This is a genomic window from Clostridium sp. 1001283B150225_161107_B6 (assembly GCF_015556325.1).
In the GTDB taxonomy this organism is placed as follows: domain Bacteria; phylum Bacillota; class Clostridia; order Lachnospirales; family Lachnospiraceae; genus Enterocloster.
Window position 1 is genome coordinate 63,328 of record NZ_JADNMD010000007.1, and the last position, 25,541, is coordinate 88,868.

27 protein-coding genes are annotated in these 25,541 nt (G+C 48.7%); 23 read left to right on the top strand and 4 right to left on the bottom strand.

Annotated features, from left to right (window positions below; translation table 11 throughout):
• Nucleotides 1-9 precede the first annotated feature (9 nt).
• Nucleotides 10-1,080, top strand: coding sequence for a substrate-binding domain-containing protein (locus tag I2H39_RS16815; protein WP_195627065.1), 1,071 nt, complete (start codon nucleotides 10-12; stop codon nucleotides 1,078-1,080).
• Between the two features lie 24 nt (nucleotides 1,081-1,104).
• Nucleotides 1,105-1,998 (top strand): acetamidase/formamidase family protein, encoded by an 894-nt coding sequence (locus I2H39_RS16820; RefSeq protein WP_195627066.1) that lies wholly within the window; start codon nucleotides 1,105-1,107, stop codon nucleotides 1,996-1,998.
• A 51-nt stretch (nucleotides 1,999-2,049) separates the two neighbouring features.
• On the opposite strand, the gene I2H39_RS16825 is transcribed toward I2H39_RS16820, so the two are convergent.
• On the bottom strand, nucleotides 2,050-2,250 hold the full coding sequence (locus tag I2H39_RS16825; protein WP_195627067.1) for a DUF6199 family natural product biosynthesis protein: 201 nt from the start codon (nucleotides 2,248-2,250) through the stop codon (nucleotides 2,050-2,052).
• A gap of 377 nt (nucleotides 2,251-2,627) precedes the next feature.
• Here I2H39_RS16825 and I2H39_RS16830 point away from each other — a divergent pair, with 377 nt between their 5' ends.
• The gene (locus I2H39_RS16830) at nucleotides 2,628-3,218 is read left to right on the top strand and encodes a TetR/AcrR family transcriptional regulator (RefSeq protein ID WP_138308266.1); all 591 of its coding nucleotides are present in this window, start codon (nucleotides 2,628-2,630) and stop codon (nucleotides 3,216-3,218) included.
• Nucleotides 3,219-3,334: 116 nt separating this feature from the next.
• Nucleotides 3,335-4,123, top strand: coding sequence for an SDR family oxidoreductase (locus tag I2H39_RS16835; protein WP_195627068.1), 789 nt, complete (start codon nucleotides 3,335-3,337; stop codon nucleotides 4,121-4,123).
• A 65-nt stretch (nucleotides 4,124-4,188) separates the two neighbouring features.
• On the opposite strand, the gene I2H39_RS16840 is transcribed toward I2H39_RS16835, so the two are convergent.
• The gene (locus tag I2H39_RS16840; protein ID WP_195627069.1) at nucleotides 4,189-4,902 is read right to left on the bottom strand and encodes a GntR family transcriptional regulator; all 714 of its coding nucleotides are present in this window, start codon (nucleotides 4,900-4,902) and stop codon (nucleotides 4,189-4,191) included.
• 173 nt (nucleotides 4,903-5,075) lie between these two features.
• On the opposite strand from I2H39_RS16840, the gene I2H39_RS16845 reads away from it, so the two are divergent.
• The 17 genes from I2H39_RS16845 (at nucleotide 5,076) to I2H39_RS16925 (ending at nucleotide 22,517) form a co-directional block, all read left to right on the top strand.
• Nucleotides 5,076-6,086 carry an SIS domain-containing protein gene (locus tag I2H39_RS16845; RefSeq protein WP_138308261.1) on the top strand — a complete coding sequence of 337 codons (1,011 nt, stop codon included), beginning with the start codon at nucleotides 5,076-5,078 and terminating at the stop codon, nucleotides 6,084-6,086.
• A gap of 186 nt (nucleotides 6,087-6,272) precedes the next feature.
• Nucleotides 6,273-7,103 (top strand): sugar phosphate isomerase/epimerase family protein, encoded by an 831-nt coding sequence (locus I2H39_RS16850; RefSeq protein ID WP_195627070.1) that lies wholly within the window; start codon nucleotides 6,273-6,275, stop codon nucleotides 7,101-7,103.
• 418 nt (nucleotides 7,104-7,521) lie between these two features.
• On the top strand, nucleotides 7,522-8,844 hold the full coding sequence (locus I2H39_RS16855) for an anaerobic C4-dicarboxylate transporter family protein (protein ID WP_138308257.1): 1,323 nt from the start codon (nucleotides 7,522-7,524) through the stop codon (nucleotides 8,842-8,844).
• A gap of 125 nt (nucleotides 8,845-8,969) precedes the next feature.
• Nucleotides 8,970-9,791 (top strand): sugar phosphate isomerase/epimerase family protein, encoded by an 822-nt coding sequence (locus I2H39_RS16860; RefSeq protein WP_138308255.1) that lies wholly within the window; start codon nucleotides 8,970-8,972, stop codon nucleotides 9,789-9,791.
• 16 nt (nucleotides 9,792-9,807) lie between these two features.
• Nucleotides 9,808-10,617 carry a BtpA/SgcQ family protein gene (locus I2H39_RS16865; protein WP_138308254.1) on the top strand — a complete coding sequence of 270 codons (810 nt, stop codon included), beginning with the start codon at nucleotides 9,808-9,810 and terminating at the stop codon, nucleotides 10,615-10,617.
• Nucleotides 10,618-10,630: 13 nt separating this feature from the next.
• Nucleotides 10,631-12,184, top strand: coding sequence for an FGGY family carbohydrate kinase (locus tag I2H39_RS16870; protein ID WP_138308251.1), 1,554 nt, complete (start codon nucleotides 10,631-10,633; stop codon nucleotides 12,182-12,184).
• A 64-nt stretch (nucleotides 12,185-12,248) separates the two neighbouring features.
• Nucleotides 12,249-13,115: an amidohydrolase family protein gene (locus I2H39_RS16875; protein ID WP_138308249.1), complete on the top strand. Its 867-nt coding sequence runs from the start codon at nucleotides 12,249-12,251 to the stop codon at nucleotides 13,113-13,115.
• A complete protein-coding gene (locus I2H39_RS16880; protein ID WP_138308247.1) occupies nucleotides 13,105-13,545 on the top strand; it encodes a secondary thiamine-phosphate synthase enzyme YjbQ in 441 nt (146 codons plus the stop codon). Before I2H39_RS16875 ends, I2H39_RS16880 begins: the two co-directional genes overlap by 11 nt.
• A 3-nt stretch (nucleotides 13,546-13,548) precedes the next feature.
• Nucleotides 13,549-14,337 (top strand): PfkB family carbohydrate kinase, encoded by a 789-nt coding sequence (locus tag I2H39_RS16885; protein ID WP_195627071.1) that lies wholly within the window; start codon nucleotides 13,549-13,551, stop codon nucleotides 14,335-14,337.
• Between the two features lie 18 nt (nucleotides 14,338-14,355).
• A complete protein-coding gene (locus tag I2H39_RS16890; protein WP_195627072.1) occupies nucleotides 14,356-15,243 on the top strand; it encodes a fructoselysine 6-kinase in 888 nt (295 codons plus the stop codon).
• Nucleotides 15,244-15,485: 242 nt separating this feature from the next.
• A complete protein-coding gene (locus I2H39_RS16895) occupies nucleotides 15,486-15,899 on the top strand; it encodes a cupin (RefSeq protein ID WP_195627073.1) in 414 nt (137 codons plus the stop codon).
• An 11-nt stretch (nucleotides 15,900-15,910) separates the two neighbouring features.
• On the top strand, nucleotides 15,911-16,591 hold the full coding sequence (locus tag I2H39_RS16900; RefSeq protein WP_195627074.1) for an HAD family hydrolase: 681 nt from the start codon (nucleotides 15,911-15,913) through the stop codon (nucleotides 16,589-16,591).
• A gap of 275 nt (nucleotides 16,592-16,866) precedes the next feature.
• A complete protein-coding gene (dcd, locus tag I2H39_RS16905; RefSeq protein ID WP_138308237.1) occupies nucleotides 16,867-17,391 on the top strand; it encodes a dCTP deaminase in 525 nt (174 codons plus the stop codon).
• Nucleotides 17,392-17,524: 133 nt separating this feature from the next.
• Nucleotides 17,525-19,018, top strand: a complete 1,494-nt coding sequence (locus tag I2H39_RS16910) for an IMP dehydrogenase (protein WP_138308234.1) — start codon at nucleotides 17,525-17,527, stop codon at nucleotides 19,016-19,018.
• A 438-nt stretch (nucleotides 19,019-19,456) separates the two neighbouring features.
• Nucleotides 19,457-20,749 (top strand): phosphopyruvate hydratase, encoded by a 1,293-nt coding sequence (eno, locus tag I2H39_RS16915; protein WP_138308232.1) that lies wholly within the window; start codon nucleotides 19,457-19,459, stop codon nucleotides 20,747-20,749.
• A 119-nt stretch (nucleotides 20,750-20,868) separates the two neighbouring features.
• A complete protein-coding gene (locus tag I2H39_RS16920) occupies nucleotides 20,869-21,360 on the top strand; it encodes a GNAT family N-acetyltransferase (protein WP_195627075.1) in 492 nt (163 codons plus the stop codon).
• A gap of 119 nt (nucleotides 21,361-21,479) precedes the next feature.
• Nucleotides 21,480-22,517 (top strand): serine hydrolase, encoded by a 1,038-nt coding sequence (locus I2H39_RS16925; protein WP_138308228.1) that lies wholly within the window; start codon nucleotides 21,480-21,482, stop codon nucleotides 22,515-22,517.
• Between the two features lie 118 nt (nucleotides 22,518-22,635).
• Here I2H39_RS16925 and I2H39_RS16930 read toward each other — a convergent pair whose 3' ends face one another.
• Nucleotides 22,636-23,031, bottom strand: a complete 396-nt coding sequence (locus I2H39_RS16930; protein ID WP_195627076.1) for a hypothetical protein — start codon at nucleotides 23,029-23,031, stop codon at nucleotides 22,636-22,638.
• A gap of 330 nt (nucleotides 23,032-23,361) precedes the next feature.
• Between I2H39_RS16930 and I2H39_RS16935 the strand changes: the two genes are divergently transcribed.
• Together I2H39_RS16935 and I2H39_RS16940 are read left to right on the top strand one after the other, a co-directional pair.
• Complete coding sequence (locus I2H39_RS16935) at nucleotides 23,362-23,865, top strand: GNAT family N-acetyltransferase (protein ID WP_138308224.1); 504 nt, start codon at nucleotides 23,362-23,364, stop codon at nucleotides 23,863-23,865.
• Nucleotides 23,837-24,472 carry a hypothetical protein gene (locus I2H39_RS16940; RefSeq protein WP_195627077.1) on the top strand — a complete coding sequence of 212 codons (636 nt, stop codon included), beginning with the start codon at nucleotides 23,837-23,839 and terminating at the stop codon, nucleotides 24,470-24,472. The genes I2H39_RS16935 and I2H39_RS16940 overlap by 29 nt, the downstream gene beginning before the upstream one ends.
• Nucleotides 24,473-24,575: 103 nt before the next feature.
• Here I2H39_RS16940 and I2H39_RS16945 read toward each other — a convergent pair whose 3' ends face one another.
• On the bottom strand, nucleotides 24,576-25,478 hold the full coding sequence (locus tag I2H39_RS16945; RefSeq protein WP_171042610.1) for a LysR family transcriptional regulator: 903 nt from the start codon (nucleotides 25,476-25,478) through the stop codon (nucleotides 24,576-24,578).
• Nucleotides 25,479-25,541 lie beyond the last annotated feature (63 nt).

A 25,541-nucleotide genomic window follows, 5' to 3' on the forward strand; every position in this document is an offset into this window, starting at 1 on the left:
GAAATGAAAATGAGGAAAGCAACAGCAATGTTTATGGCAGCAGTGATGGCAGTCAGCCTGTCAGGATGCTCGGGCAGCAGTAAAACAGCGGATAATACGACTGCGGCAGGAACAGAAGCAAAGGAAACAACGGCAGAGGCGGTAACGGCTGCTGAGACAACACAGAAGGCGCAGGAAACAGAAAGCGATGCAGCGAAATCTGGTGAGAGCTACCATATTGCGTATCTGTGTCCGTCTATGGATACTCCTTTCTGGCGCTATATGGCAACCGGCGTTGAGAGGGAAGCAGAGAAATTGGGAAATGTTACGGTTACAACGTATGACAGTAAGAACAGCGCGGATATACAGTATACAAATGCTCAGGATGTTATAGTAAAAGGTGTTGACGGCATTGTAATCAGTCCTACAGATTCGGCATCCTGCGTAGCGGTGCTTGGTCTGGCCGAAGAGGCGGGAATACCAGTGGCAATCAGCGATATTGGAACAGACTCCGGTGAATACGTGACATTTATTAAGACAAATAATCTGAAAGGTGCGGAAGAAGGCGGCAAGTATCTGGCGTCCCTTCTCAAAGAAGGAGATAAGGTTGCTGAAATCGTAGGTCCCCAGGCGCGCCAGAATCAGCAGGACAGAAAAGCAGGATTTGAAAAGGGGGTTGGAACTGCGAATGTAGAGATTGTTGATTTCAGACAGATGGAACGTGAGAATCGAAGCGAGGGAGAGTCCTACGCCCAGGATTATCTGACAGCATATCCTGACCTGAAGGCGATTTTCTGTACGTCAGACGATGCATCGTTGGGAGTTCTGGCTGCATGTCAGGGGGCAGGCAGAAGTGAGGTTATGATATTTGGTTTTGACAGTAATGAAGAATTGCTGGCAGCTGTCAGGGCGGGTACTATTGTAGGAACCAGTACGCAGCAGCCGCTGTTAATGGGGGCCAAAGCGCTGGATGGAGTGATAGACCATCTTGATGGCAATGAAGTTGAGAAATTACAGGAGATTGAGACATTACTTGTCACAAAAGACAATATTGACGATGTTTACGACATCCTCAGCGAGACAGCTATGGTGATTGAATAGAGGACGAGAGAAGGAGAAGGAATCATGATAAAAGTAGACCCTGCAAAACACACGCATTGGTACAGCCCGTGGAATGTTCCGGCAGCCAAGGTTGATTCGGGAGAAATAGTTAGTTTTACGTGTCAGGATACATGGAATGATGTGATGGTGGACACCAATACCATACAGGCCAGGGCTATGCATGGATACCCCATTAATCCGGTAAATGGTCCGGTTTATGTAAATGGTGCTATGCCTGGCGATACAATGAAGATTACAATTGAAGATGTGCGTGTTACATCAGATGCAACATTAATCTGTAATGATATTCAAGTCTGCAAGGCTTTCAGAAAGTATATAACCGATGATGAGGTGGTTAAATTCCCGATTAAGGACGGACAGGCAGATATGTTTGGCGTAAAGGTGGATTTAAAGCCATTTCCGGGATGTCTCGGAGTGGCTGCTGCACAACGTATGAGTACCCTGGACCAGGGACGCCATGGCGGAAATATGGATTGTAAGCACCTGACAAGAGGCAGCGTTCTGTATCTTCCGGTGTTTGCGCCGGGGGGCCTTGTGGCTACAGGAGATATCCATGCGTACCAGGGAGATGGGGAAATTGTAGGCGGTCTGGAAGTTGCTGGGGAGGTTGACCTTAAATTGGAAGTTATTAAGGGAATCGCTGAGCCATGGCCGATTCTTGAAACCAATGACCGATGGTATGCAATTGTTTCGGATGATACACTGGAAGAGGCAGGATTCAAGGCGGTTCAGTGCATACAGGAATTTATACTGAAACGGACAGACAGATACACACCCAATCATCTGATGCTTATGCTTGCCGAGCTGGGAGATGTGGAAGTGTGTCAGATGGTGGACACATATATGACAATGCGTTTTGGGTTTGAGAAGCGCATTGCACCGGAACTTACTTTCTGATTTGAATTTACAGGCGTGGAAGGAAATATCCACGCCTGTTTTGGTACAGTGCTATGGAAGAAGTATATAGACCGCAGCCGCCACGGAGCATATCATAAAAAATGTTCCGCTGGCCCGCATGAATGTTAAATACAGTCCGGTAGGTCCTCCGCCGTCAACTGCAAAAATATGTTCAACTTCCCAGAGATATTCCGGCTTCATAATCATGGCCAGACCTAAAACAAATAAAGTTATCAGACCCAGATAATCCATCGCAGCCTCCTTATCTTAATACGGATTTTTTGTTTCATATACGTAAAACCAGGATACATATGTTTCATAAACAGAGTATACCATATAAAAATATCAAAATGTCTATATTCATGAAATGGAAATAGAATCTTAAAGTTGGACTGAAAATAGAACAAAAAAAGTAATAATTGGCAGCTTAACACATGGAGTTAACTATGCGGCTTAATGAATAAACATAATTCATTGACTTTTGTTCAATGAGGTGGTATCCTATGATTACTGGAGGGAATAGTTTTATAAAGAATGCGAACAAAAGGTACAGTCAAGTAATACAGTCCAAAATTACAATCAGAAAATAACAGAACTGGGATAAATCCGGAAAAGAGGTGGGTTCACAGATGGAACGCAAGACAGCCAGGATATCCAAGGAGCCGGAGGTCCGCAAACAGGAAATATTGGACACGGCCATGCTGGTTTTTATGGAAAAGGGGTATGAGGCAGCAACCATGAGGGACATTGCCGCTGCCATGAATGTGGTGCCAGGCCTGTGCTACCGGTATTTTGAGTCAAAGCAGGTTCTGTATGACACTGCAATTGAGCAGTACGTAAAGGATATTACGCTGCCAATGATTGAATTGCTGAAAGAGAAGGATGGTTCGCTGGATGGTTTTCTGGACAAAATGGAGCAGCTCTTTCTTCAGTCAGATGGCAGGGAAAAGTATCATCATTTTTTTCATAAGAAGGAGAATCACGGTCTTCAGATGCTTATGTCGGTTAAACTGTGTGAAACCATAGAGCCTTATATGCAGGAAAAGCTGCAGGAGATGAATGAAATGGGAATTACAAGGGTGGGGAATATTCCGCTTACCGCGTCATACATGCTCTTTGGCGCGGTTCCGGTGCTGGAGAATGATGCGTTGTCATCGGCTGAGAAAGCTGCCGGAATCCGTATGATTATGAAACGTATCCTGGGCCCTGGAATTAGTTGAAAATGGTAAATATATGGGTAGGTACAGAGAAGGATTCCCGCTGCCGCTGGTCCGGGAATCTTTTTTTAAAAAGCGAATGAACAATGTTCATTAGAAAGGCGTCAGGAGGTAGGAAGATGGAACAGTATGCATTGATTACAGGGGCGACAAGCGGTCTGGGACTGGCCTATGCAAAGTGGTTTGCAGGAAAGGGATATGACTTAATCATGACCGGGAGAAGGAAAGAGGTGATTGAAAGGAGGGCGCAGGAAATCAGGGACAAATATGGCTGCAGGGTAATTGTGATTCTGGTGGACCTGGCCCGGGATGACGGCGTGAAAAAGCTGCTTGCATCATTGGAGGGCAGGGAGGTTCATGTGCTGGTGAACAACGCCGGCTTTGGCTTCAGAACCTCATTTATTGATACGGATATGGAGGGGCTGAGGCGCCTTATCTATCTTCAGACATCAGCTGTGGCTGAAATCACCCACCATGTCCTGAAGGGGATGAAAGAACGGAATCAAGGCAGTATCATCAATATCTCATCCGACGGGGCATTTGCGGTAGTACCGGGCAATGTCACCTATGCTGCCGCTAAGCGCTTTATGGTTACACTGACCGAAGGGCTCCACATGGAGCTTATGGGGACGGGAATCCGGATTCAGGCTGTGTGTCCGGGATTTGTGGATACGGATTTCCACGAAAATAATGGAATGCCTGTGGATAAAACGAGAAAAGGCATGTTCGGATTCCGGCAGCCGGAGGATGTGGTGGATGAGGCCATGAAGGATTTTGAAGCAGGGTGTGTCATCTGCATACCTGACAAGGCCGGAAAACTGGTGAAGGCCATGGCGGATTATATGCCCAAAAAGGTATATTACCGGTTTGCAAACGATTTTGTGAATAAAAAAATAAGGAAGAGCTAAAAGAGACTCCCCCAGCTGCTTGCTGTACACCGGCAGCTGGGGGAGTCGATTGAATGTCCCGCATCCTAAATAATGAATTTGAATTTGTCTCCAATACAGAGCTGGCGGCAGAGGTTTGTAATCGTATTATCCACATCGTGAATCACACTTTCAATCCTCAAAAGGGGGTAACCGCTGGAAATACCCAGGGCTTTGGCTTCTTTTGAGGTGGCAAACACGATGTCCAGTGTTTTTTGGGAATGGTCTAAAATAATATTATGTTTTTTCAGAATCTCATACAGGGAACTGTCGTTTAAATTTTCGCTGAACAAAAAGGAAAATGACTCAGGAAACTTGTTCAGTTCCAGCTGGACCGGTTTTCCGTCGGCATACCGTATGCGTTCCAATACCAGTATCTTTTCATCCTTGTCAAGTGACATCAGTTCCATCTCTTTTTCTGTTGGGTCCTCCAGGGCTATTTTGGTGATTTTGGCACCGGGAACCGCATTCATCATACTGCACATGTCGGTGAAGCTTAAGACGCCATTGGTGATGCCGCGCTGAATCTTTTTTTCTGCGACAAAGGTCCCCTTTCCGGATTTGCGGTAAAGATAACCTAATTCGGATAAACCGGCCAGGGCTTTCCTGACCGTGACACGGCTTACATTATATGTTTCGCTTAGTTCGTTCTCCGTGGGAAGCCTGCTTCCGGCCGGCCGCTCACCTGTTTCTATCTCTTTCTGCAGCTTTTCCTCCAACTGTTTATATAGAGGGGTGGCAATTGTATTATTTAGTTCCATATACATCCTCCGCGTTACCCTTAAGTTATAATGCTTGATTATATTATAATACAAATTGGCCGTATTGTATATATTTGCGAAAAATTTAATTTGTTATTGACAATAAGTATCATATTGTATTATCATTTATATAGAAACAATTAAAAACAAAAATGCAAAGGAGAGTTAAGACAATGGCATACTTTGGCACGGATATCAAAAATATAATTGCTGAAATTCTGGAAGCAAAGAAATCAAAGGGCGGAGTGAAAAGCCTGTACTTTGTGGGATGCGGAGGGTCTCTGGGAGCCCTTTATCCGGCAAAGACATTTATGGAGAAAGAGTGTGCCTCCATAAAATCCGCATGGATTAACAGCAATGAGTTTGTTCACAGCACACCCAGGGACTTTGGGGAAAATTCCATTATCTGCCTGGCATGTCACAAGGGTAATACGCCGGAGACCATTGAGGCTGCAAAGCTGGGTAAGGAAAAAGGAGCCGCAGTTATTGTGCTGACATGGCTTGAGGAATCGGAAATCATAGAATTTGGCGATTATATTATCCGCTATGCATTTGATGCAAGCCCGGACCATCTGGAGGGTGACATTGACTATGCAGGCGAGAAGACCTTATGCGCCCTGCTTGTGGCGGTTGAACTGGTTGCGCAGACGGAAGGATACGGGAACTACCATAAGTTCCAGGAGGGGCTGGGGATGATTAGCAATATCATCAAAAATGCCCGCGCCCATGTAGCTGAGAGAGCCCTGGAGTTTGCTGAAACGTATAAAAATGACCCGGTTATCTATACCATGGGCAGCGGAGCTTCTTACGGCGCTGCTTATATGGAGAGTATCTGCATTTTTATGGAAATGCAGTGGCTGGATTCCAGCAGCATCCATACCGGAGAATATTTCCATGGTCCGTTTGAGATAACGGATGCAAACCGTCCGTTTATGATTCAGATTTCGGAGGGCTCTACCCGCCCGCTGGATGAAAGAGCCCTAAAGTTCCTTCGTACGTATGCGAAAAGGATTGAGGTCCTGGACGCAAAGGAGCTGGGCCTTTCCACCATTGACGCTTCCGTGGTGGACTACTTTAACCACTCCCTGTTTAATAATGTATACCCGATTTATAACCACGCCCTTGCGGCAAAGCGTGAGCATCCGCTTCCGACACGCCGCTACATGTGGAAGGTGGAGTATTAGGGCACGGCAGAAAGTATGACAACATTGGTGCCCTGCCATTGATGACCCATAAAATATACCCGCGTAGGCAGCGTGCCGGAGCATTTTTCTGCCCGCTCTGAGGCGTACACGGCCTGGCTCCTGTCCGCGGGGGCTTAAACCCCGCAGCGTACTGCGGGGTATTTTGCTATACAAGGAGGAAAACGTATGGAACTTTCTCAGCTCTGCGCAGCAAATTACCATTACAAACGTTATACGCTGGATTATTTTCTGGATTCTGCAGAACGTCTGGGATACCAGTCAATTGAACTGTGGGCTTCCGGGCCCCATCTGCATCTGGAGGATTTTGATGCCGGACGTCTGCGTGAATTAAACAGGTCCATTAAGAAGCATCACCTGAATACAGCATGCTTTACGCCGGAGCAATGCGTTTATGCCGTCAGTGTCTCACATCCGGATAAGAGATACCGGGACAGAACCGTGGATTTTTTTATAAAGCATATAGAAGCAGCCGTATGTCTGGAATGCAGCTGTATGGTGGTGTCCACAGGCTTCGCCTATCTGGATGTGGATGCGGAGGAAGCATTTAAATGGACTGCAGATGCATTTTTGCAAATCAGCCGGAAAGCGGAGCAGGAAGGTGTTACACTGGCACTGGAACCATTCACAAAATACACAACCCATATCTGCAACGAGGCGGGCCAGCTGCTGCGTCTGCTGCGCGCCGTGGGCAGTCCTGCCCTCAAAGGCCTTGCAGATACGGATGTGATTGCCACAACCGGGGTAGATACATTTGAAACTTTCATCGGAATACTGGGCAGGGAGAACCTGGCCCATGTACATTTTGTGGATGGCAGTCCCGGCGGCCACCTGGTTCCGGGAGACGGGAACCTGTATCTGGACCAGGCGCTCCAGTACCTGGAGGCCATGGACTACAGGGGGTATCTGGGCCTGGAGATACTGGACAGGAGGTATGTCATGAATCCGGAAGACGCTATGAAAAGGGCGCTTGCATGGTATTCAGAACGCATAGGATGACGGATGGACAGCAAAAGTGCAGAAGCGCAGCCGTGATATGGAAGTACATGCCTGGAGTATGGAAGTGCAGACCGTGTGGAAGTACGGCCGGAAAATGGCTGCAAACTGACTGAATTATAGGTATTCAAATGTATTCTTGCTAATGATACATTGATGGTCCCTTGATTTGTGAGATTTGCATAAAAAATAGAATGATAACTATACGTTATATACAAAGTACCAAATACTAATTGACAAAACAATCAAATGAATATACTATTGTATTAGATACAAAACAATACAGAATAATACAAAGACATACATAACTGAATTGCTTTTGTATTACCAAGAATGTGCGCACCATTCTTAAAACAAAAGATTAAATCATTTCTTTGACCATGAAGGGGAAACATTTTACAAAGGATTAGGAGGATAATTTATGTTTTGGATAGAATTGATTATCGTTCTGGCTATCATTTTTCTGGGGGTACGAATTGGTGGTACATTCCTGGCGATGGCAGGCGGAATAGGAATGTTCATTATGACATTTATACTGCATGTAGCACCTTCCGACCCGCCGATTACCGTTATTCTGATTATGATTGCAGTAATCTGCGCGGCGGCCACCATGCAGGCATGCGGCGGACTGGACTATCTTGTTAAGATTGCAGAGAAGATACTTCGCAGGAACCCCAGGATGATTACCGTATTGGCTCCGGTTGTGGCTTATGTTTTTACATTTATGTGCGGTACAGGACACATTGTTTACAGCCTTCTTCCGGTTATCAACGAGATTGCCATTGAGACAGGCGTCCGGCCTGAACGGCCCATTTCAGCGTCCATTGTTTCATCCCAGCAGGCCATTACTGCGTGCCCGATTTCAGCGGCTACCGTGGCTGTCCTTGCTTTTATGGCCGAGGCCGCAGGCTATGGCTCTGTGAATATATTCACCCTTCTCCTTGTCTGCATCCCCGCAACCCTGATTGGTACCGTGGTCTGCGCTCTTGCAGTCATCAAAAAGGGCAAGGAACTGGCAGATGATCCGGAATTCCAGGCACGTGTTGCAGCAGGCCAGATTGAGGATTATACAAAGACAGAGAAAAAGGAAAGACCTGCAACTAAGGAAGCAAAGATTTCTGTGGCGATTTTCCTGATTGCCATGGCCGGCATTGTTTTGCTGGGCGCGGTGAAGCCCCTTGTGCCAACGCTTGCTGACGGAAATAAGCTGCCGCTGACAACGGTTATCGAAATCTTCATGCTGGTGGCAGCAGCAGCCATGGTGCTTATCACAAAGCTTGACAGCGACAAGGTGCTGGACCAGCCGGTGTTCCGTACAGGTATGTTTGCAGTGGTGCTGGCATTTGGACTGTGCTGGCTGGTGAATACCTTTATCGGAGACCAGTCATCCTTTATCACTGACAATATGTCTGCCCTGACCAACCAGTATCCATGGATTTATATTATAGCTGTATTCATAGTAGGCGCAATTACCACCAGCCAGTCCTCCACGACCATGATTATGGTGCCTATCGGTATTGCATTAGGACTTCCGGCCAACATCATAGTGGCTGGATGGATTGCCTGCTCATCCAACTATTTCATTCCCGCATCAGGCCAGTGTGTTGCGGCCATTGCCTTTGATTCAGCAGGAACCACAAAGATTGGAAAATTTGTCCTGAATCACAGCTACATGGTACCGGGACTTGTGTGTACGGTGGTATCCGTGGCAGCGGCCCTGCTCCTTGGAAGCATCATCTTTTAATACGGACCGGCAGCTGCCGGGACAGCTAAAAACTGCAGCCTGGAACCGTGATTCGCCTTGTGACAGGTTCCCGGGCTGCAGTTTTGCGAAAATGCGGTTTGTGATATGAAAGGAGGCTATATCATATGAAATTTGCCCCAATGAATTACCATTATTTACGCTATCCCATCAAAAAGTTTCTGGACAAAGTGGAGCGCTCACCCTTTGACAGCATTGACCTTTACTGCTCTGCACCCCAGCTTAACATCTTTGATTACCCCCTGGACCGGCTGATTGAACTGGACCGGGATATCAGGCGGAGACATCTGAAGGTAATGGCCATGACGCCTGAAAACTGCACCTATCCCGTGAATTTCTGTACCCAGGATACAGTCACAAGGCAGTCCAGCATCCGCTATTACCAGAGGGCAATTGATACCGCGGAGTTTCTGGGATGCCCTAACGTCCAAATCAGCACCGGTTTTGGCTATTTTGACCAGCCAAGGGATGAGGCGTGGAAATACTGCCGGGAGTCACTGGAGCAGCTGGATTCGTACTGCCGGAGGAAGCAGGTACGGCTTCTTCTGGAAGAATTAAAGGTAACTACCACCAATGTACTGATTACAAGCAGGGACGTGGCGGAGATGCTGGATGAAATAGGTTCTCCCTGGATTACAGGCATGCTGGATACGGACCAGATGACATATGCAGGGGAAACCGTGGATGATTATTTTGACCATCTGGGAGAGCGGCTTTGGCACATACATTTTAATGACAGGGGGCATACGGTTCCCGGCCACGGGGATTTTCCCATGAAGGAATACTATGATGCTATAAAGGGAAGAGGGTACGGCGGAACGGTTTCGTTTGAAATCTGTGACCGCAGATATTACTGCGACCCGGATAAAGCCATTGACGACATCGTTTCCTGGCTGAGGAAAAATACCCATGAATTAGAGGATGAATGAGAGTAGGAGATATGATATGTGGATTCATGACATGTTTGGGGCGGAGAAACCTATAATTGCACTGCTGCATCTGGATGCCCTTCCGGGGGACCCTGGTTTTTGCGGGGATATGGATGCGGTGCTGGACCATGCGGAGCAGGACCTCATGGCATTGCAGGACGGAGGCGTGGATGGAATACTCATTGCCAACGAGTTCAGCCTGCCGTACCAGCCTGTGGCTGATATTGCCGTTGTATCTGCCATGGCATACATAATCGGAAAACTGAAGGACAGAATCAGGGTTCCGTTTGGGGTCAATGTTGTGAAGAATCCCATTGCAACCATTGACCTGGCAGCAGCCACAGGCGCCTGCTTTGGGCGGAGCTGCTTTTCAGGCGCCTATATGGGAGAGTACGGGGTCTATGTCTCTAACAGCGGAGAGGCTGTCCGTCACAGAAAGGCCCTGGGAATGGAACACCTTAAGCTCCTGTTCAAGGTGAATCCGGAGGCGGATGCCTATCTTGTACAGCGGGACATCCAGGTGGTGGCAAAATCCATCATGTTTGGCGATTTTGCGGACGGCCTCTGTGTATCAGGGGCAGCGGCAGGCGCGGAGCCCGACGATGTGGTCCTGTCCAGGGTCCATGAGGTGGCAAAACAGAAAAATGTCCCGGTGTTCTGCAATACCGGATGCAATCATCAGAATGTAAGGGAAAAACTAAAGCACTGCGACGCTGTCTGCATTGGCTCGGCCTTTAAAAAGAATGGAATCTTTAACGAGCGTGTGGATGAAGAACGGGTCCGCAGCTTTATGGAGATTGTCAAAGAGGTCCGCAGGGAACCATAAGGAGATGGGAAGATTGAGACAATATTTTATGGGAATTGACATCGGAACCTATGAGTCCAGAGGGATGCTCATAGGAGAAGATTTCAGAGTGGCTGCAGAATATACCATGAGCCACGGAATGGCTCATCCAAAACAGGGATGGTTTGAACATGATGCAGACAAGGTGTGGTGGGGAGATTTCTGCGGGATATCCAGGCAGCTGATTGAAACCAGCGGTATTGCCCCGGAACAGATTAGCTGTATCGGAGCCAGCACCCTTGGGACGGACTGTCTTCCTGTGGATGAGCAGTGCAGGCCGCTGCGTCCGGCCATCCTGTACGGAATAGATTCCAGGGCGGACAAGGAGATACAGTGGCTTACCAGCTACTATGGCGGGGATGTGCATAGGCTGTTCGGCCACCCTATCTGTTCCGGCGACACTGCAACAAAGATACTGTGGATTAAAAACAATGAACCGGACGTATACAGCAGGACTTATAAGTTCCTGACAGGCAGCTCCTTTATCACGGCAAAGCTGACAGGAAGGTATGTGATTGACCAGTTTCTGGCCAAGGGTTCCTTCCGGCCCCTTTACCGTGCGGACGGGACAATCAATGAGGAGGAATGCGGGCTTTACTGCAGGCCGGACCAGATAGCATCGTGTGCATATTCGACCGATGTGGTAGGCTGTGTTACCAAGGATGCAGCGGCCCAGACAGGACTGGCAGAGGGAACGCCGGTTATCTGCGGTACAGGGGATTCCACGTCGGAGGCAATCAGCGTGGGGCTGACAGAACCTGGGACCGCATTCTTCCAGTACGGCTCATCCATGTTTTATTACTACTGCGTGGACCGCATGGCTGAGGATTATTCATCTCCCAGGGGAAATGGTTCTGTAAAAGGCGGCAAGGTATTTACCATACCAGGTACATTCTGCCTGGGGGACGGGACCAATGCGGCCGGTACCCTGACACGGTGGGTGCGGGATACGTTTTACCAGGAAGAGCTGGAAAGGGAAACCAAGGGCGGGGAAAACGCATATGCAGTCATGGCAAGGGAAGCAGGGGAGATAGCCCCGGGTTCTGAGGGACTGATGATTCTGCCCTACATATACGGGGAGCGCAGCCCCATACAGGACCCGCTGGCCACAGGCATGATATTCGGGCTGAAGGGAAACCACACGAGGAAGCATATCAACCGGGCAGCGCTTGAGGCTGTTGGCTATTCCACCTGCCAGCACCTGATGCTGTTTGAGGAAATGGGGCTGCCTCCCGATACCCTGATAACAGCCGGCGGAGGCACAAAGAATCACGTCTGGATGCAGATTATCTGCGATATGGCCGGAATGCCCCTGCATATACCGGAATCATTCCAGTGCTCCTCCTATGGGGATGCCATGCTGGCCGCCCTGGGCGCCGGCTGTTTAAAGGATTTTCACCAGCTTAAGGAGAAGCTTCCGGCGGGAAGACTCATACAGCCGGACAGGGAAAACCATGAATTTTACCGGGGAAATTACCCGGTATACAGGGACTTATACCTGAACAACAGGGAACTGATGCACAGGATGCAAAAGACTAAGTGCCAGTGACATGTATCGCACGTAAGCGCCTAAAGTACAGGCGCTAAGTGCTCATAACGAGGAGGCAACCGATATGGTTATTGATACGCATATACGTCCCGCGCTTTTTGAGCCGGTTTGCCGGGATAAGGACAGATTCAGAAAACGGTGCGACGAAATGAATTATCATCTGATGGGACCTTCGGGCATGGAATTGCTGAAGAAGCAGTATGCTCTGGCCGATATACAGAAGATATTCATGCTGCCAAGTGATTATTCATCTGAAACCGGGGAGCCGGCCATATCCAATGATGAGATTGCGCGGCTGGCAGCATATGATTCGGATTTTTTTATTGGGTTTGCATCAGCGGACCCGCGGAATAAGGATGCCGGGGAAGAACTCAGGCGGGCATTTGAACAGCTGGGGCTGAAAGGATTGTATATCAATACGGCCAGGCTTCACATGTATCCCTATGATGAGAGACTGATGCCCCTGTATGACATATGCAGGGAATTCGGCAGGCCAATTATCTTTCATGCCGGACTCAGCCTGGAACAGAAGGCATTTTCAAGATTTTCCAGACCCGCGGATTTTGAGGAGATTTGCTGCAGCTATCCGGATGTCAATGTCTGCCTGGCCCATGTGGGATGGCCCTGGGTCCAGGAAACGGCCGCCCTTCTCCTGAAATACGAGAACTGCTATACAAGCACGGCGCTGATGAATTTCGACGGCCCTTACCAGACATACCGTAAGGTATTTAAGGAAGATATGGGGGAATTGTGGGTGGAGCATAATATTTCCCGTAAAATCATGTTTGGTTCCGGCTCGCCCAGAATCCGCCCGGTCCGGTGTAAGAGAGGGCTTGACAGTCTTGGATTCTCTCCCGAAACCCTGGAGAACATATATTATAAAAATGCCCTCAGATTTTTGGGATTGGAGGAATGGACAAATGGAGTTTAAACTAAAGGAAGCAGCTGTCTGTGCGGACCAGGAATTTGAGATGATTAGGATTACTCCTGAGGTCAGGCAGTTTGTGGAGGAGAGCGGAATTGAAAACGGGCTGGTCTATGTGATTACCGAGCATACCACCACGGGCATCACGGTCAATGAAAGCCTGGACTGTGTGGAAAAGGATATCATGGAATGCTTAAGCCGCATTGCCCCGGAGGACTATCCGTATCATCATAACCATTATCTGCCCACATACGGGACCATTGGAGGAAATACGCCGGGCCATCTGAAGTCCCTCCTGACAGGAAACCACTGTGTGTTTCCCATTGTCCGGGGAGAGCTGAAGCTGGGCCATGCAGCGGATATTTACTTCTGTGAATACGATGGAATCAAAATGCGCCATTATATGATATACGCCGTGGGGGAAAGGAAGGAATAAAGCATGAAACGGGCAATTGCAATGGCAGATAACTGCATTGATGTTTACTATAAGCTGGACCGGTATTACCTCACCGGAAACAGCATTGATTTTGCACTTAATTACCGGGATTTGGGCGGTGACGTGACAGAGATGACCATTCTTGGCAATGATGTATTTGCCATGGCCCTGGAAGAACGCCTGAGGGAAAGGGGAATAGACCTGCGGGTGCTGAAACGCGCGGACCGTCCTACGGGAATGGCTGCCATGGACATTGTGGATGGGGATAAGAAGCATCTCCATTTTGAGGGCAATGCCATGGAGGAGATTGAACTTTCAGGGGAGGACCTGGAATTTGTCAAAACCTTTGATATTGTTTATGCGGAACGCTGGTCCAGGATTGACCGTTATATAAAGGGACTGAAACAGCCGGGGCAGATATGGGTGTATGATTTTTCCAAGCGGCTGGAGCAGGAGAGCAATGACAGGATTATTCCCTATCTGGATTATGCGTTTTTCTCCTATGACCAGGACGACAGCTATATCAGGGACTTTATGGTAAATGTAAGGGAAAAGGGCGCCGGTACTGTGATTACCATGTTGGGCGAACACGGCAGCCTTGCATATGACGGCAACAGGTTCTATGAAAAGGAAGCGGAAAAAGTACCGGTGGTGAACACGGTGGGAGCCGGGGATTCCTATATTGCCGCCTTTACCTATGGCGTAAGCCTTGGGGAATCCATACCTGAATGCATGGACAGGGGAAAGGCGCGGGCCACTGAAATCATTCAGCAGTTCAATCCATATAAATAAAAGAAAGCAGGAGATGAAATGAAGGATTACAAAATAATTGCGGTGGGAGATAATGTCTGTGATAAATACCTTTCCAGAGGCAAAATGTATCCTGGCGGCCAGTGCGTCAACACCTGTGTATATGCCAAGCTCAACGGGGCCCGGACAGCCTACCTTGGCAAATATGGCAGCGACCAGGTGGCGGAATGCGTCCGGGACACCCTGAAACAGATTGGGATTGACGACAGCCGCTGCCGCCGCCATGAGGGTGAAAATGGATTTGCCCTGGTGACACTGAAGGGAAATGACCGGGTATTCCTTGGCTCCAATAAAGGAGGCATTGCCAGGGAATACGGCTATGATTTTACTGAGGAAGATTTTGCGTATATCAGGAATTTCGACCTGATTTATACCAATTTGAATTCTTACATCGAGGACGACTTAAAGAGCCTTAAGGAAACCGGCGTTGCCATTGCCTATGATTTTTCTACCAGATGGACGGATGAGTATCTGGAGAAGGTATGTCCTTATGTGACGGTGGCCATTCTTTCCTGTGCGCATCTGACCAGGGAGGAACGGGAGCAGGAGATGCGGAAGGTCCAGTCCTACGGCGTCCAGGTAGTCCTGGGCACTGTTGGAGAGGACGGGTCCTATGTGCTGTATAAGGACAGTTTCCTGTATGTGCCCGCTGTCCATGCGGACGATGTGATTGATACCATGGGCGCCGGTGATTCTTACTTTGCAGCCTTCCTGTGCTCCCTGCTGGAAACATCGGAGACAGGAGTTGTGGTGGAGGGCTCAGAGGAACGCATGAAGGAAAGACTGGAAGAAGCCATGAAGAAGGGCGCTGCGTTTGCAGCAAAAATGTGTGCAAAGGAAGGGGCATTTGGTTATGGCGTGCCCATTCTTGGCAGGACTGAAATTTAGCACATAAGCGCCTAAAATACAGGCGCTAAGTGCTCATAACGAGCCACTGCACTAAGCTCGAAAGGACCATCATATGACTAAGTTCGTGAGGGACCTCACTAAGTCATATGAATGCATCGCACGTAAGCCGCTAAAAGACAGCGGCAAAGTGCTCATAGCAATCGCTAAGTGCCAGTGACATGTATCGCACATATGCGCCTAAAATACAGGCGCTAAGTGCTCATAACGAGGAGGATATGATAATGAAGCCGGATGTATATGAGAATAACGGAGAAGGAATTCTGTGTGTTTATAAAAATGAAAAGTGGCTTGTAAGTATTAAGAACTGGAAACCGGATAATGACATAGACGGCATTGCCCACCTGGAAATCCATCACTCCACTGACGAGCAGTTTATATTGGCTGCGGGAAAGGCAATCCTGATTACCGCAGAGAAGGAAGAGGATGGGTTTCAGATTGAACTGACTCTGATGGAGCAGGGAAAGGTATACAATGTGCCCAAGGAGTGCTGGTTTTATTCCATTACCCAGAAAGATACCAGGATGATGTATGTCCAGGATTCCAACTGTTCCATGGAAAACAGCGATTTCTGCGACCTTTCCAAAGATGAGATTGCATACATACAGACCAATGCCCGCAGGCTGTTTGAGCAGTAGGCGGTGCGCCTATGGAAACAGAATTCGTACTGTTTGACTTTGACGGGGTCATTGCAAATACGGAGGAGAGCAATGCGGCATATCTGGAGAAGGCCCTGGGAGCTTTTGGAATCCGCCTGACAGAGGAGGACAAAAGGCTGTTAATCGGAACCAATGACAAAACTGCCATCGAAGCCCTGCTTTCAAGAGCCCCTGTGAAGGTCGCGGCAGAGGAACTGGCCAGAATGCGGAAAGAGGTGGGCAATACCTATGAAAACAGCGACATCCGTCCCATGCCGGGCGTGGTATCCCTGATTCAGCATATACGGGGCAGGGGAATGAAAACAGGACTGGTGACTTCCACCTCCACCCGTCTGATTATGATTGCCCTGAACCGAATGAAGATGACCAGCCTGTTTGATGTGGTCGTATGCGGCGATATGTGCACCAACCTGAAACCGGACCCGGAGTGTTATAAAAGGGCAATGGATTATCTGGGAGCAGAGCCGGGCAGATGCATTGTGTTTGAGGATTCCGCCGTGGGCATACACGCCGCAAAGCTGGCCGGAGTCCGGGTGGCAGCCTACCGGGGCTCAGGAATCCCACAGGATGTAAGGGAAGCGGATTATATTGTAGATTCATATATTGGGTATAAGAATACGCTGGATTGCATTTTGCAGGGCCGGATAATGCCCGGTAAACAGATGCCGTAATAAAAGTTCAGGCATGCTTTAAACCCAGGGAACAGGAAAGTCCGCGTCAAATCAACACAATATAACTCTCATTTCTATCGGCATGCCGTTAACCCAGGCATGCCGATTTTCTCTTCCAGTCCTGGTTTGAGTATAACGGATGGAGATGCACCTGACCCTCTGCCGCTTCTGCACTCATATCCAGCCTCTGTCTGATGTTCATAGATAAATTCATATTGCTGCCAATCCGTTTATGGGATAAAATATAGTAACGCTGATTATGGGAGGAATACACTATGATTTTATCGGACAAGACATTATATAGAATGCTGGAGGCAGGTACTTTGTCAATCACGCCTCTGGAAAAAGAGCAGGTACAGCCGGCCAGCGTGGATATACGGCTGGGAAATACCTTCAGTATTGTGGAGGATTTATCCACAGGAATCATCACCTTAAAGGATGAGGTCAGGTATAAGACCATAAGCACAGATACCTACATCCTTCTGCCGGGCCAGTTTGTGCTTGCAACCACCATGGAGTATGTTTCGCTGCCGGACAACCTGACCGCGTTTGTGGAGGGAAGAAGCTCTCTGGGGCGTCTGGGTTTGTTTATACAGAATGCAGGCTGGGTGGATCCGGGCTTTAAGGGAGAGATTACCCTTGAACTCTTTAATGCAAACCGCTGTGCCATTGAACTGAAGGCAGGAAGAAGGGTGGGACAGCTTGTGTTTGCGGAGATGGACGACATAGCGCTCAACCCATATAATGGAAAATACCAGGGGCAGAGGGGAGCCACCGGGTCCCGGGTATATATGGACTGACGGTCTGGTCGGATTAAACGGCTGCCAGCGTCCGGTCATTGATTGACGGAAGATATGGGGGCATGATATGATAGTACCAGTTACAAGGTTCGGCGGAGAATAAAATAAAAACAAATTGAAAAGGAGAAATGACATGGCATTCTATTTTGAGGAACCTTCCCGCACGTTCAGTGAGTATCTTTTGATTCCAGGCTATTCATCCACCCAGTGCGTCCCTTCCCAGGTAAGTCTGAAGACGCCGTTGGTAAAGTATAAGAAAGGAACGGAACCGGATATATCCATCAATATCCCTATGGTGTCCGCCATCATGCAGTCCGTGTCGGATGACAGGATGGCCGTTGCCCTTGCCCAGGAGGGCGGACTTTCCTTCATCTATGGGTCCCAGGCCATTGAAAAGCAGGCTGAGATGATTCATAAGGTGAAGCGGTACAGGGCTGGTTTTGTGGTAAGTGATTCCAATGTATCACCGGATATGACGCTGGCGGATGTGCTGGCCATCACGGAGGAGACTGGCCATTCCACCATTGCAGTGACTGAGGACGGACAGCCAAACGGAAAGCTGTTGGGCATTGTCACCAATAAGGATTACCGTGTCAGCAGGATGGGACCTGATACAAAGGTAAAGGACTTCATGACCACGCTGGAGAATTTGGTCTATGCCGACGAGTCCACCACCCTGAAGGAAGCCAATGACATTATCTGGGAGCACAAGATTAACTGTCTTCCATTGGTGAACAAGAACCAGGAGCTGGTGTATCTGGTTTTCCGCAAGGACTATGATACCCATAAAAAGAATGAGAACGAACTGATTGACAGCTCCAAGCGGTATATGGTGGGAGCCGGTATCAATACAAGGGATTATGCGGAGCGGGTGCCTGCCCTGCTGGAGGCGGGAGCGGACGTGCTGTGTATTGACAGCTCGGAAGGTTTCTCAGAGTGGCAGAAAATCACCATTGATTATATCAGAAAGAATTACGGGGATTCCGTAAAGGTGGGAGCCGGCAACGTGGTGGATGGAGACGGATTCCGTTTTCTGGCAGAGGCAGGAGCTGATTTTGTCAAGGTAGGCATTGGCGGCGGCGCTATCTGTATTACCCGTGAACAGAAGGGAATCGGAAGAGGGCAGGCCACAGCCCTCATAGAGGTGGCAAAGGCCAGGGATGATTATTATAAAGAGACAGGCGTATATGTGCCCATCTGTTCGGACGGCGGCATTGTACACGATTACCATGTCACACTGGCGCTGGCCATGGGCGCTGATTTTATCATGCTGGGGCGGTATTTTGCCAGATTTGACGAAAGCCCTACCAAGAGGGTGAATGTCAACGGCAGCTATATGAAAGAATACTGGGGCGAAGGAAGCGCCAGGGCCAGGAACTGGCAGCGGTATGATATGGGCGGGGATAAGAAGCTGTCCTTTGAGGAGGGCGTGGATTCCTTTGTTCCATACGCAGGAAGCCTTAAGGACAATGTGAACCTGACACTGAGCAAGGTGCGTTCCACCATGTGCAATTGCGGGGCCCTTACCATTCCGGAACTTCAGGAGAAGGCTAAAATCACTCTGGTATCCTCCACCAGTATTGTGGAGGGCGGAGCCCATGACGTTATGCTGAGAGACAAGAGGTAGAAGGCAGGGATATAGGGATAGGGATATCCGGGCCGGGGCATAAGGGAATGGAAGATAGAGAATTTGGAAATTAGAGAATTAGGAAATCAGAGAATAGGAAATTCGGGGGACTGCTGCAATGAATGCCGCAGTCCTTTTTTGGCCCCAGACATTTTGATGTGGATGGAGGCAGGTAATATAATTGCAAATATGGTTTATTCCCGGGCATACCCTGGGAATCGCTGCCCTTAATGCCCTGGGTATGGATGTATGGGAGTGGGAAAAGCCGCAAGGGTGCGGGATATTTAAAAAATCACATGGAAAAGTCTTGCATTTTATGCGGGTTGTTAGTATAATACAGATAGTTAGCCGAAACTAACACATGTGAATCAATCATGGAACTCCTTTTGCCCTGATTCTTACGGGTCAGGGCAGGGGCGTACATGGGAAAGGACGCGTATGGATTATTTAGAGATAGAGAAAGTCATTGGAAGGGAAATCATTGACTCCAGAGGAAACCCCACCGTGGAGGCAGAGGTATATCTGGCAGACGGCACCATTGGAAGAGGAGCTGCTCCCAGCGGGGCGTCCACAGGTGAATTTGAGGCGCTGGAGTTACGGGACGGTGATAAGAGCCGTTTCGGTGGCAAGGGAGTCAGCAAGGCAGTACATAATATCAATACTATTATCAATGACGCTGTCAGGGGAATGGATGCATCCGATATATATGGCGTTGACCAGGCCATGATACAGGCGGACGGCACAGAGGACAAGTCCAATCTGGGGGCAAATGCAATTCTGGCCGTGTCCATTGCCAGCGCAAGGGCGGCTTCCATGGCTCTTGGGATTCCGCTGTACCGCTTCCTGGGTGGTGTGAACGGAAACAGGATGCCGGTGCCCATGATGAACATTCTCAACGGCGGTGCCCATGCGGCCAATACAGTGGACGTGCAGGAATTCATGATTATGCCTGCGGGCGCACCGAACTTCAGGGAAGGTCTGCGCTGGTGCACGGAAGTATTCCATGCCCTGGCAGCGCTGCTTAAGGAAAAGGGGCTTGCCACCTCTGTCGGTGATGAGGGCGGGTTTGCCCCTGACTTGGCAAGCGACGAGGAAGCAATCCGGTTTATTTTAGAGGCAGTCAGGAAGGCTGGCTATGAACCGGGAACGGATTTTGTGCTGGCCATGGACGCGGCCTCCAGTGAATGGAAGAGCGGAACAAAGGGAGAGTACATGCTTCCTAAATGCAAAAAGCATTTTACCTCCGCAGAACTGGTGGGACACTGGAAGGAACTGTGTGCAAAATACCCCATATACTCCATAGAGGACGGCCTGGATGAGGAAGACTGGGAAGGCTGGCAGCTCATGACAAAGGAACTGGGCGGCAGGGTACAGCTGGTGGGCGACGACCTGTTTGTTACCAATACAGCAAGGCTTAAGAAGGGAATCTCCATGGGATGCGGAAACTCCATTCTCATAAAGCTGAACCAGATTGGCTCTGTGTCGGAAACACTGGAGGCCATCAAGATGGCGCACAAGGCAGGGTATACAGCCATTGCGTCCCACCGGTCCGGAGAGACAGAGGATACCACTATCGCGGATTTGGCAGTGGCTCTCAATACCTGCCAGATTAAGACAGGCGCGCCCAGCAGGAGCGAGCGTGTGGCAAAGTATAACCAGCTGCTGAGGATTGAGGAGGAGCTGGGAGACAGCGCTGTTTATCCAGGGATGGGAGCATTTAATTTCCTGTAGGGCATTTTCTGTCACGGACAGGGGAGTGGACTTGATTTTCCTTTGGTAATTTATTATAGTAACGGGGAAAGCATGTTGAGAAAAATGATTTGACGTGCAGGAAAGGGGATTTGACAGGCATGGATATCAGGATAAGACAGTATTCAGAATCTGACGTAGAAGAGGCAGTCAGGATATGGAATCATATTGTGGAGGAGGGCGTGGCATTTCCGCAGATGGATACACTCACAGCAGAGACAGGAAATCAGTTCTTTTCTGAACAGTCTTTTACCGGAATTGCATATGACGCTGGCAGTGGGAGCATCGTGGGTCTGTACATCCTTCATCCCAACAATGTGGGGCGCTGCGGCCATATCTGCAATGCAAGCTATGCAGTAAGGTCCGATATGCGGGGACATCATATCGGAGAGGCGCTGGTGACGCATTGTATGGAAAAGGGAAAAGAACTGGGATTTGGTATCCTGCAGTTCAATGCTGTGGTGAAGAGCAATGCTTCAGTGCTGCATCTGTATGAAAAGCTTGGATTTACCCGGCTGGGCGTGATACCGGGAGGATTCCTGATGAAGGACGGACATTATGAGGACATAATTCCCCACTATCATGTTTTGTAAGGATTTATAAAAGATATTAAAAGGATTTTATATTCTGCGCAAATGTACTTGATTTTCATTTTTAATCATTATATGCTCTTTGCAGACACCGGTGTACTTATAAAAATCAAGGAGCTTTTATGCAAAAAGAAAATTGGCCTGTGCCGCAGTGGCGGTTAGCAGGACCCGGAGAACAGGGCATAAACCCGGAGCTGCCCCGGCAGCTGCATTCCGTTATCACATCAGAATACGGGAATACCAATGGAATCCTGGTTGTCAGGAACGGCTGTATTGTTTATGAGGAATATTTTAATGGCTTTGGGCCGGATAAGCCGGTCCATGTGGCGTCCGTGACAAAAAGTGTTCTGTCTGCACTGGTGGGAATTGCCGTTGATAAAGGATACATACCATCCGCCGGTCAGAGGGTGATGGAGTATTTCCCGGACCAGGTATCGGAGGAACACGTCAGGAATTGCGGCAATGCAACCATTGAGGACCTGCTGAATATGACGGTGCCTTATGGATTTGAGGACTGGAAGGAACCATTGGAGCGGATGTGCACCTCTCCTGACTGGGTGGGATTTACGCTGGACATGATGAGGGGAAATTGGGAAAACAGTAAGGGGAAGAAGCACTTCCAGTACTGCACGGGCGGCGCCCATCTCCTGTCCGCAGCGGTACAGCGGGCCGTTGGGACAAGTGTCCGGGAATTTGCCAACCAGCATTTGTTTGCGCCCACAGGCATGAGGGTGATTCCGGATTATCCCATGGAGTCCTATACCTATGAAAGCCTGTTTGGGGAGAAAGTCAGGGGATGGGTACAGGACCCCGGCGGCATTACCACCGGCGGCTGGGGACTTACAATGACGCCCAGGGATATGGCGCGGTTCGGCCTTCTGTATCTGAATATGGGTATGTGGAATGGAACGCAGATAATACCTGAATCATGGGTCCGAAAGTCTGTGAAGCGTAATTCCAACCGTTATGGTTATATGTGGTGGCAGTTTGAGCGCAAGGGCGTGGCTGTCCATGCAGCGATGGGAGACGGAGGAAATATGATTTGCTGGATTCCTGACAGGAATCTGGTGGTGGCTATGGCATCTGGTTTTAAACCGGATGCGAAAAACAGGTGGCTGCTGGTCAGGGATTATATACTGCCGGCTGTTGAGGCGGTTTAGCGGCAGAGCATGGCTGGGGATATAGAAATCTGAATCTGATGAGCCGTATACAGGTACAGGAGCTGGCAAGGCCAGCTCCTGTTATCTGTTATCTGCGGCTTTATTCAGCTTTAAGAAGCTACGGGTGACGCTGCGGAATTGAATGTTGGGACAAGCCCTGGTTTCCTTCCACTCCGATTATATCTGTCTGTTCCAGTGCATCCGTAATCCAGCTGATGAAACGGCTGTAAAAGTCAAAGACAGTGTCATCGAAATGGATGCGGCTCATGTCATCCTCAATTTTCTGTATAATGATATTCCAGGTACCGGCAGGAATCTGGTTATCCCGGCAAACGTCAAATTCAGGATATTCTGATTCCAGATAGGACAGCAGGAGTTTGGTATAGTCTGTCTTAAAGACCAGCAGTGGGTCCTGACAGCATGCATAGCAGTCCCCCTGGCCAGTGTCGGAGCAGCAGGGATAAAAACTGAGATACACCTTTTCATCCGGAGCCGAAAAACATCTTAATACCATAACCATCCCCCCGTGTATGATTGCGTTGACGTGTGCCTGGTTTACTATGTCTGGTCTTAATGTGATAATTAAATTATAACACGCTGGGGGGAGATTGGATAGTATGAAAAAACAATACAGGTATTACATCTGGGGATTTTTGGGCCGGCTTTCATCGGGATGCAGACTGCAGGGAGCAAGGCGTCAGGGAGGAATGCAAGGCGGATTGACAGGAACCGGGGGCAGCTATAAAATAGAAGGATACCGGTTCTTTATTATGATGCGGGGATGGAAAAAATTGGGACCTGAAAAAATGGGGTGTATAAAAGAAAACAAAGGGGGCAGAAGAAAATGAAGGAATGCCGAGTACTGACAAAGCGGCTTTGCATTCTGCCGCAGAGCATGGAACAAATCGCTGCTTTGCGCGATGCAGAGCCTGATGAAGAGATGAGGCAGGCATATGGGGAAATGATGGAAACCATCAGGCTGCTGCCCGGACAGGAAGAGTGGGGCACACAATGGGAAATCCAGCTGCGCGGCGGGTCTGCCATCGGAGGGCTGTGTTTTAAAGGCGCTCCGGACCAGGATGGGGCGGTGGAAGTCGGTTACGGTATAGATGAAACGTATCGGAACCAGGGATATGCAGCAGAGGCAGTAAGCGGAATTGTGAAATGGGCCTTGGCCCAAAAGGAAGTGACATGTGTGACGGCACAGACTGAGGCGGATAATGTTATATCACAGAGGGTACTGACAAAATGCGGTTTTGTCCGGGACGGGTTGGGACCGGAAGGCCCTCTGTACAGGATTAGATTGGAGGAAAACAGCAGTGGAAGGACAATGGATACGGATAGTTAAAAAGAATGATGAGTTCTCCATGGAATACCAGGCAGGAGATGTCTTTTCCATTGACAGCACCTGGTACGGCGGTGTGAATGTGACCAGTAAGTCGGGGATTCCCCTGTCTCTGGACAAGGAAGAGTACGAATTTGTGAACAGGGAACAGAACCCCCATGTAATTGACGCATATTCCTATGGTCTGGGTGTCATGGACTGCTTCTGTGAGATGGTATCTGCCGGCCTTAAGACACTGGCCATGAGCCATCCCTGTGATACCAGGGAGGAGCGGGATTCCTATCTGGAGGATGTGAAAAGGCTGTGCGGAACATACGGGGTGAAGTTCTATCCGGAGGATGAGGCTTTTATTACGGATTTGTTTCCGGAGGAGTTAAATAAGGGTAAGTATAATTATCTCTTTTACCGGACCGACGATGTGCTGGAGCGCTACCTGGGGCTGAAGGAACAGAAGAAAAATCTGGTTGGAAATGGCGCCTATACAGGACAGGAGAGATTCCGGATTGCCGCGGAGTTTGGGAGGCTGCTGTCTTATCCTGAAGAAGGAATAGAGAGGCTGATTGGGAAAGCAGCCGGAAAAACGCTTGGAGAAAGCAGGTCCGGGGATTAAGGGGAAATCATATAAAGGGTAATGAAACAGGACAATGACGGTTCATAGGGCTGAGTGAAAAAGCCCGGTGAGCCGTCATTTGCGCTGCAGCGGATTTCCGTGATTAGACAATTGCGTCTGAGTTATGGGTATAGTGCAGAATGAACTGGTAAAATGTATCAATGCACGGCACAGATATCCGGTTCCTCCGGACTGCCAGATATATTTCCCTATGGGCCCGGTCGTGCTTAATACGAATGCGTTTGATGGGAAAGTTGGTGAAAAAATCCAGGTCAGGTACAATGGCAATCCCGTAATTAATGGAAACAAGACCGGCAATGGACATTTCTTCCTCTACCTCACATATAATATTCGGTTTCAGGATGCTGGTACTGAATAAGTTGGATATCACGTTCTGGGTTTCACTCGCCTTTGAGTTATAGCCAATAATGGGATATGAAATTAATTCCTCAATGCAGACTTCCTCTTTTACGGATAAGGGATGTTCAGGCGCTGTAATCAGGATTAAATCCTGGTGCAGTACGGGAGTGAACAATATTTCTTCCTCGTTGGGAACAAAGGTACACAGGGCCAGGTCATAGTTGCCTTTTTTAAGATTTTCAACAATGACCCTGGAATTATTCTGCTTCAGGGAAAAGCTGATGTTTTTAGAGGTTTCCAGCTTTAAAAAATTAGAAAGTAATCCGGGAACAAAATTTGCTCCCAGAATATAAAGAAAGGCAAAATCAATCATCCCGGAATCATTTCTGGATAATTTTCTTATGGTTTTTTCGCCGTTTTCAATTTCATCAAATCCCTTCGATATATAGGAACTGAAGATTTTTCCATATTTGGTGAGCTCTACATTGCGTCCTTTTTTTTGAAACAGGGGAACACCCAAATCCTTTTCCAGAGCTGATATGGCATGGCTTAAGCTGGGCTGGGATATGTATAAGAGTTCTGCAGCCTGGGAGTAGTGCTGCAACTGGGCTAATACCTTAAAGTAATACAGTGTGTTCAGATTCATGATTAACCTCCTGGTTTGTCTTTTGTAAAATTTATATACAAACAAATTTCGCATATCACAGAT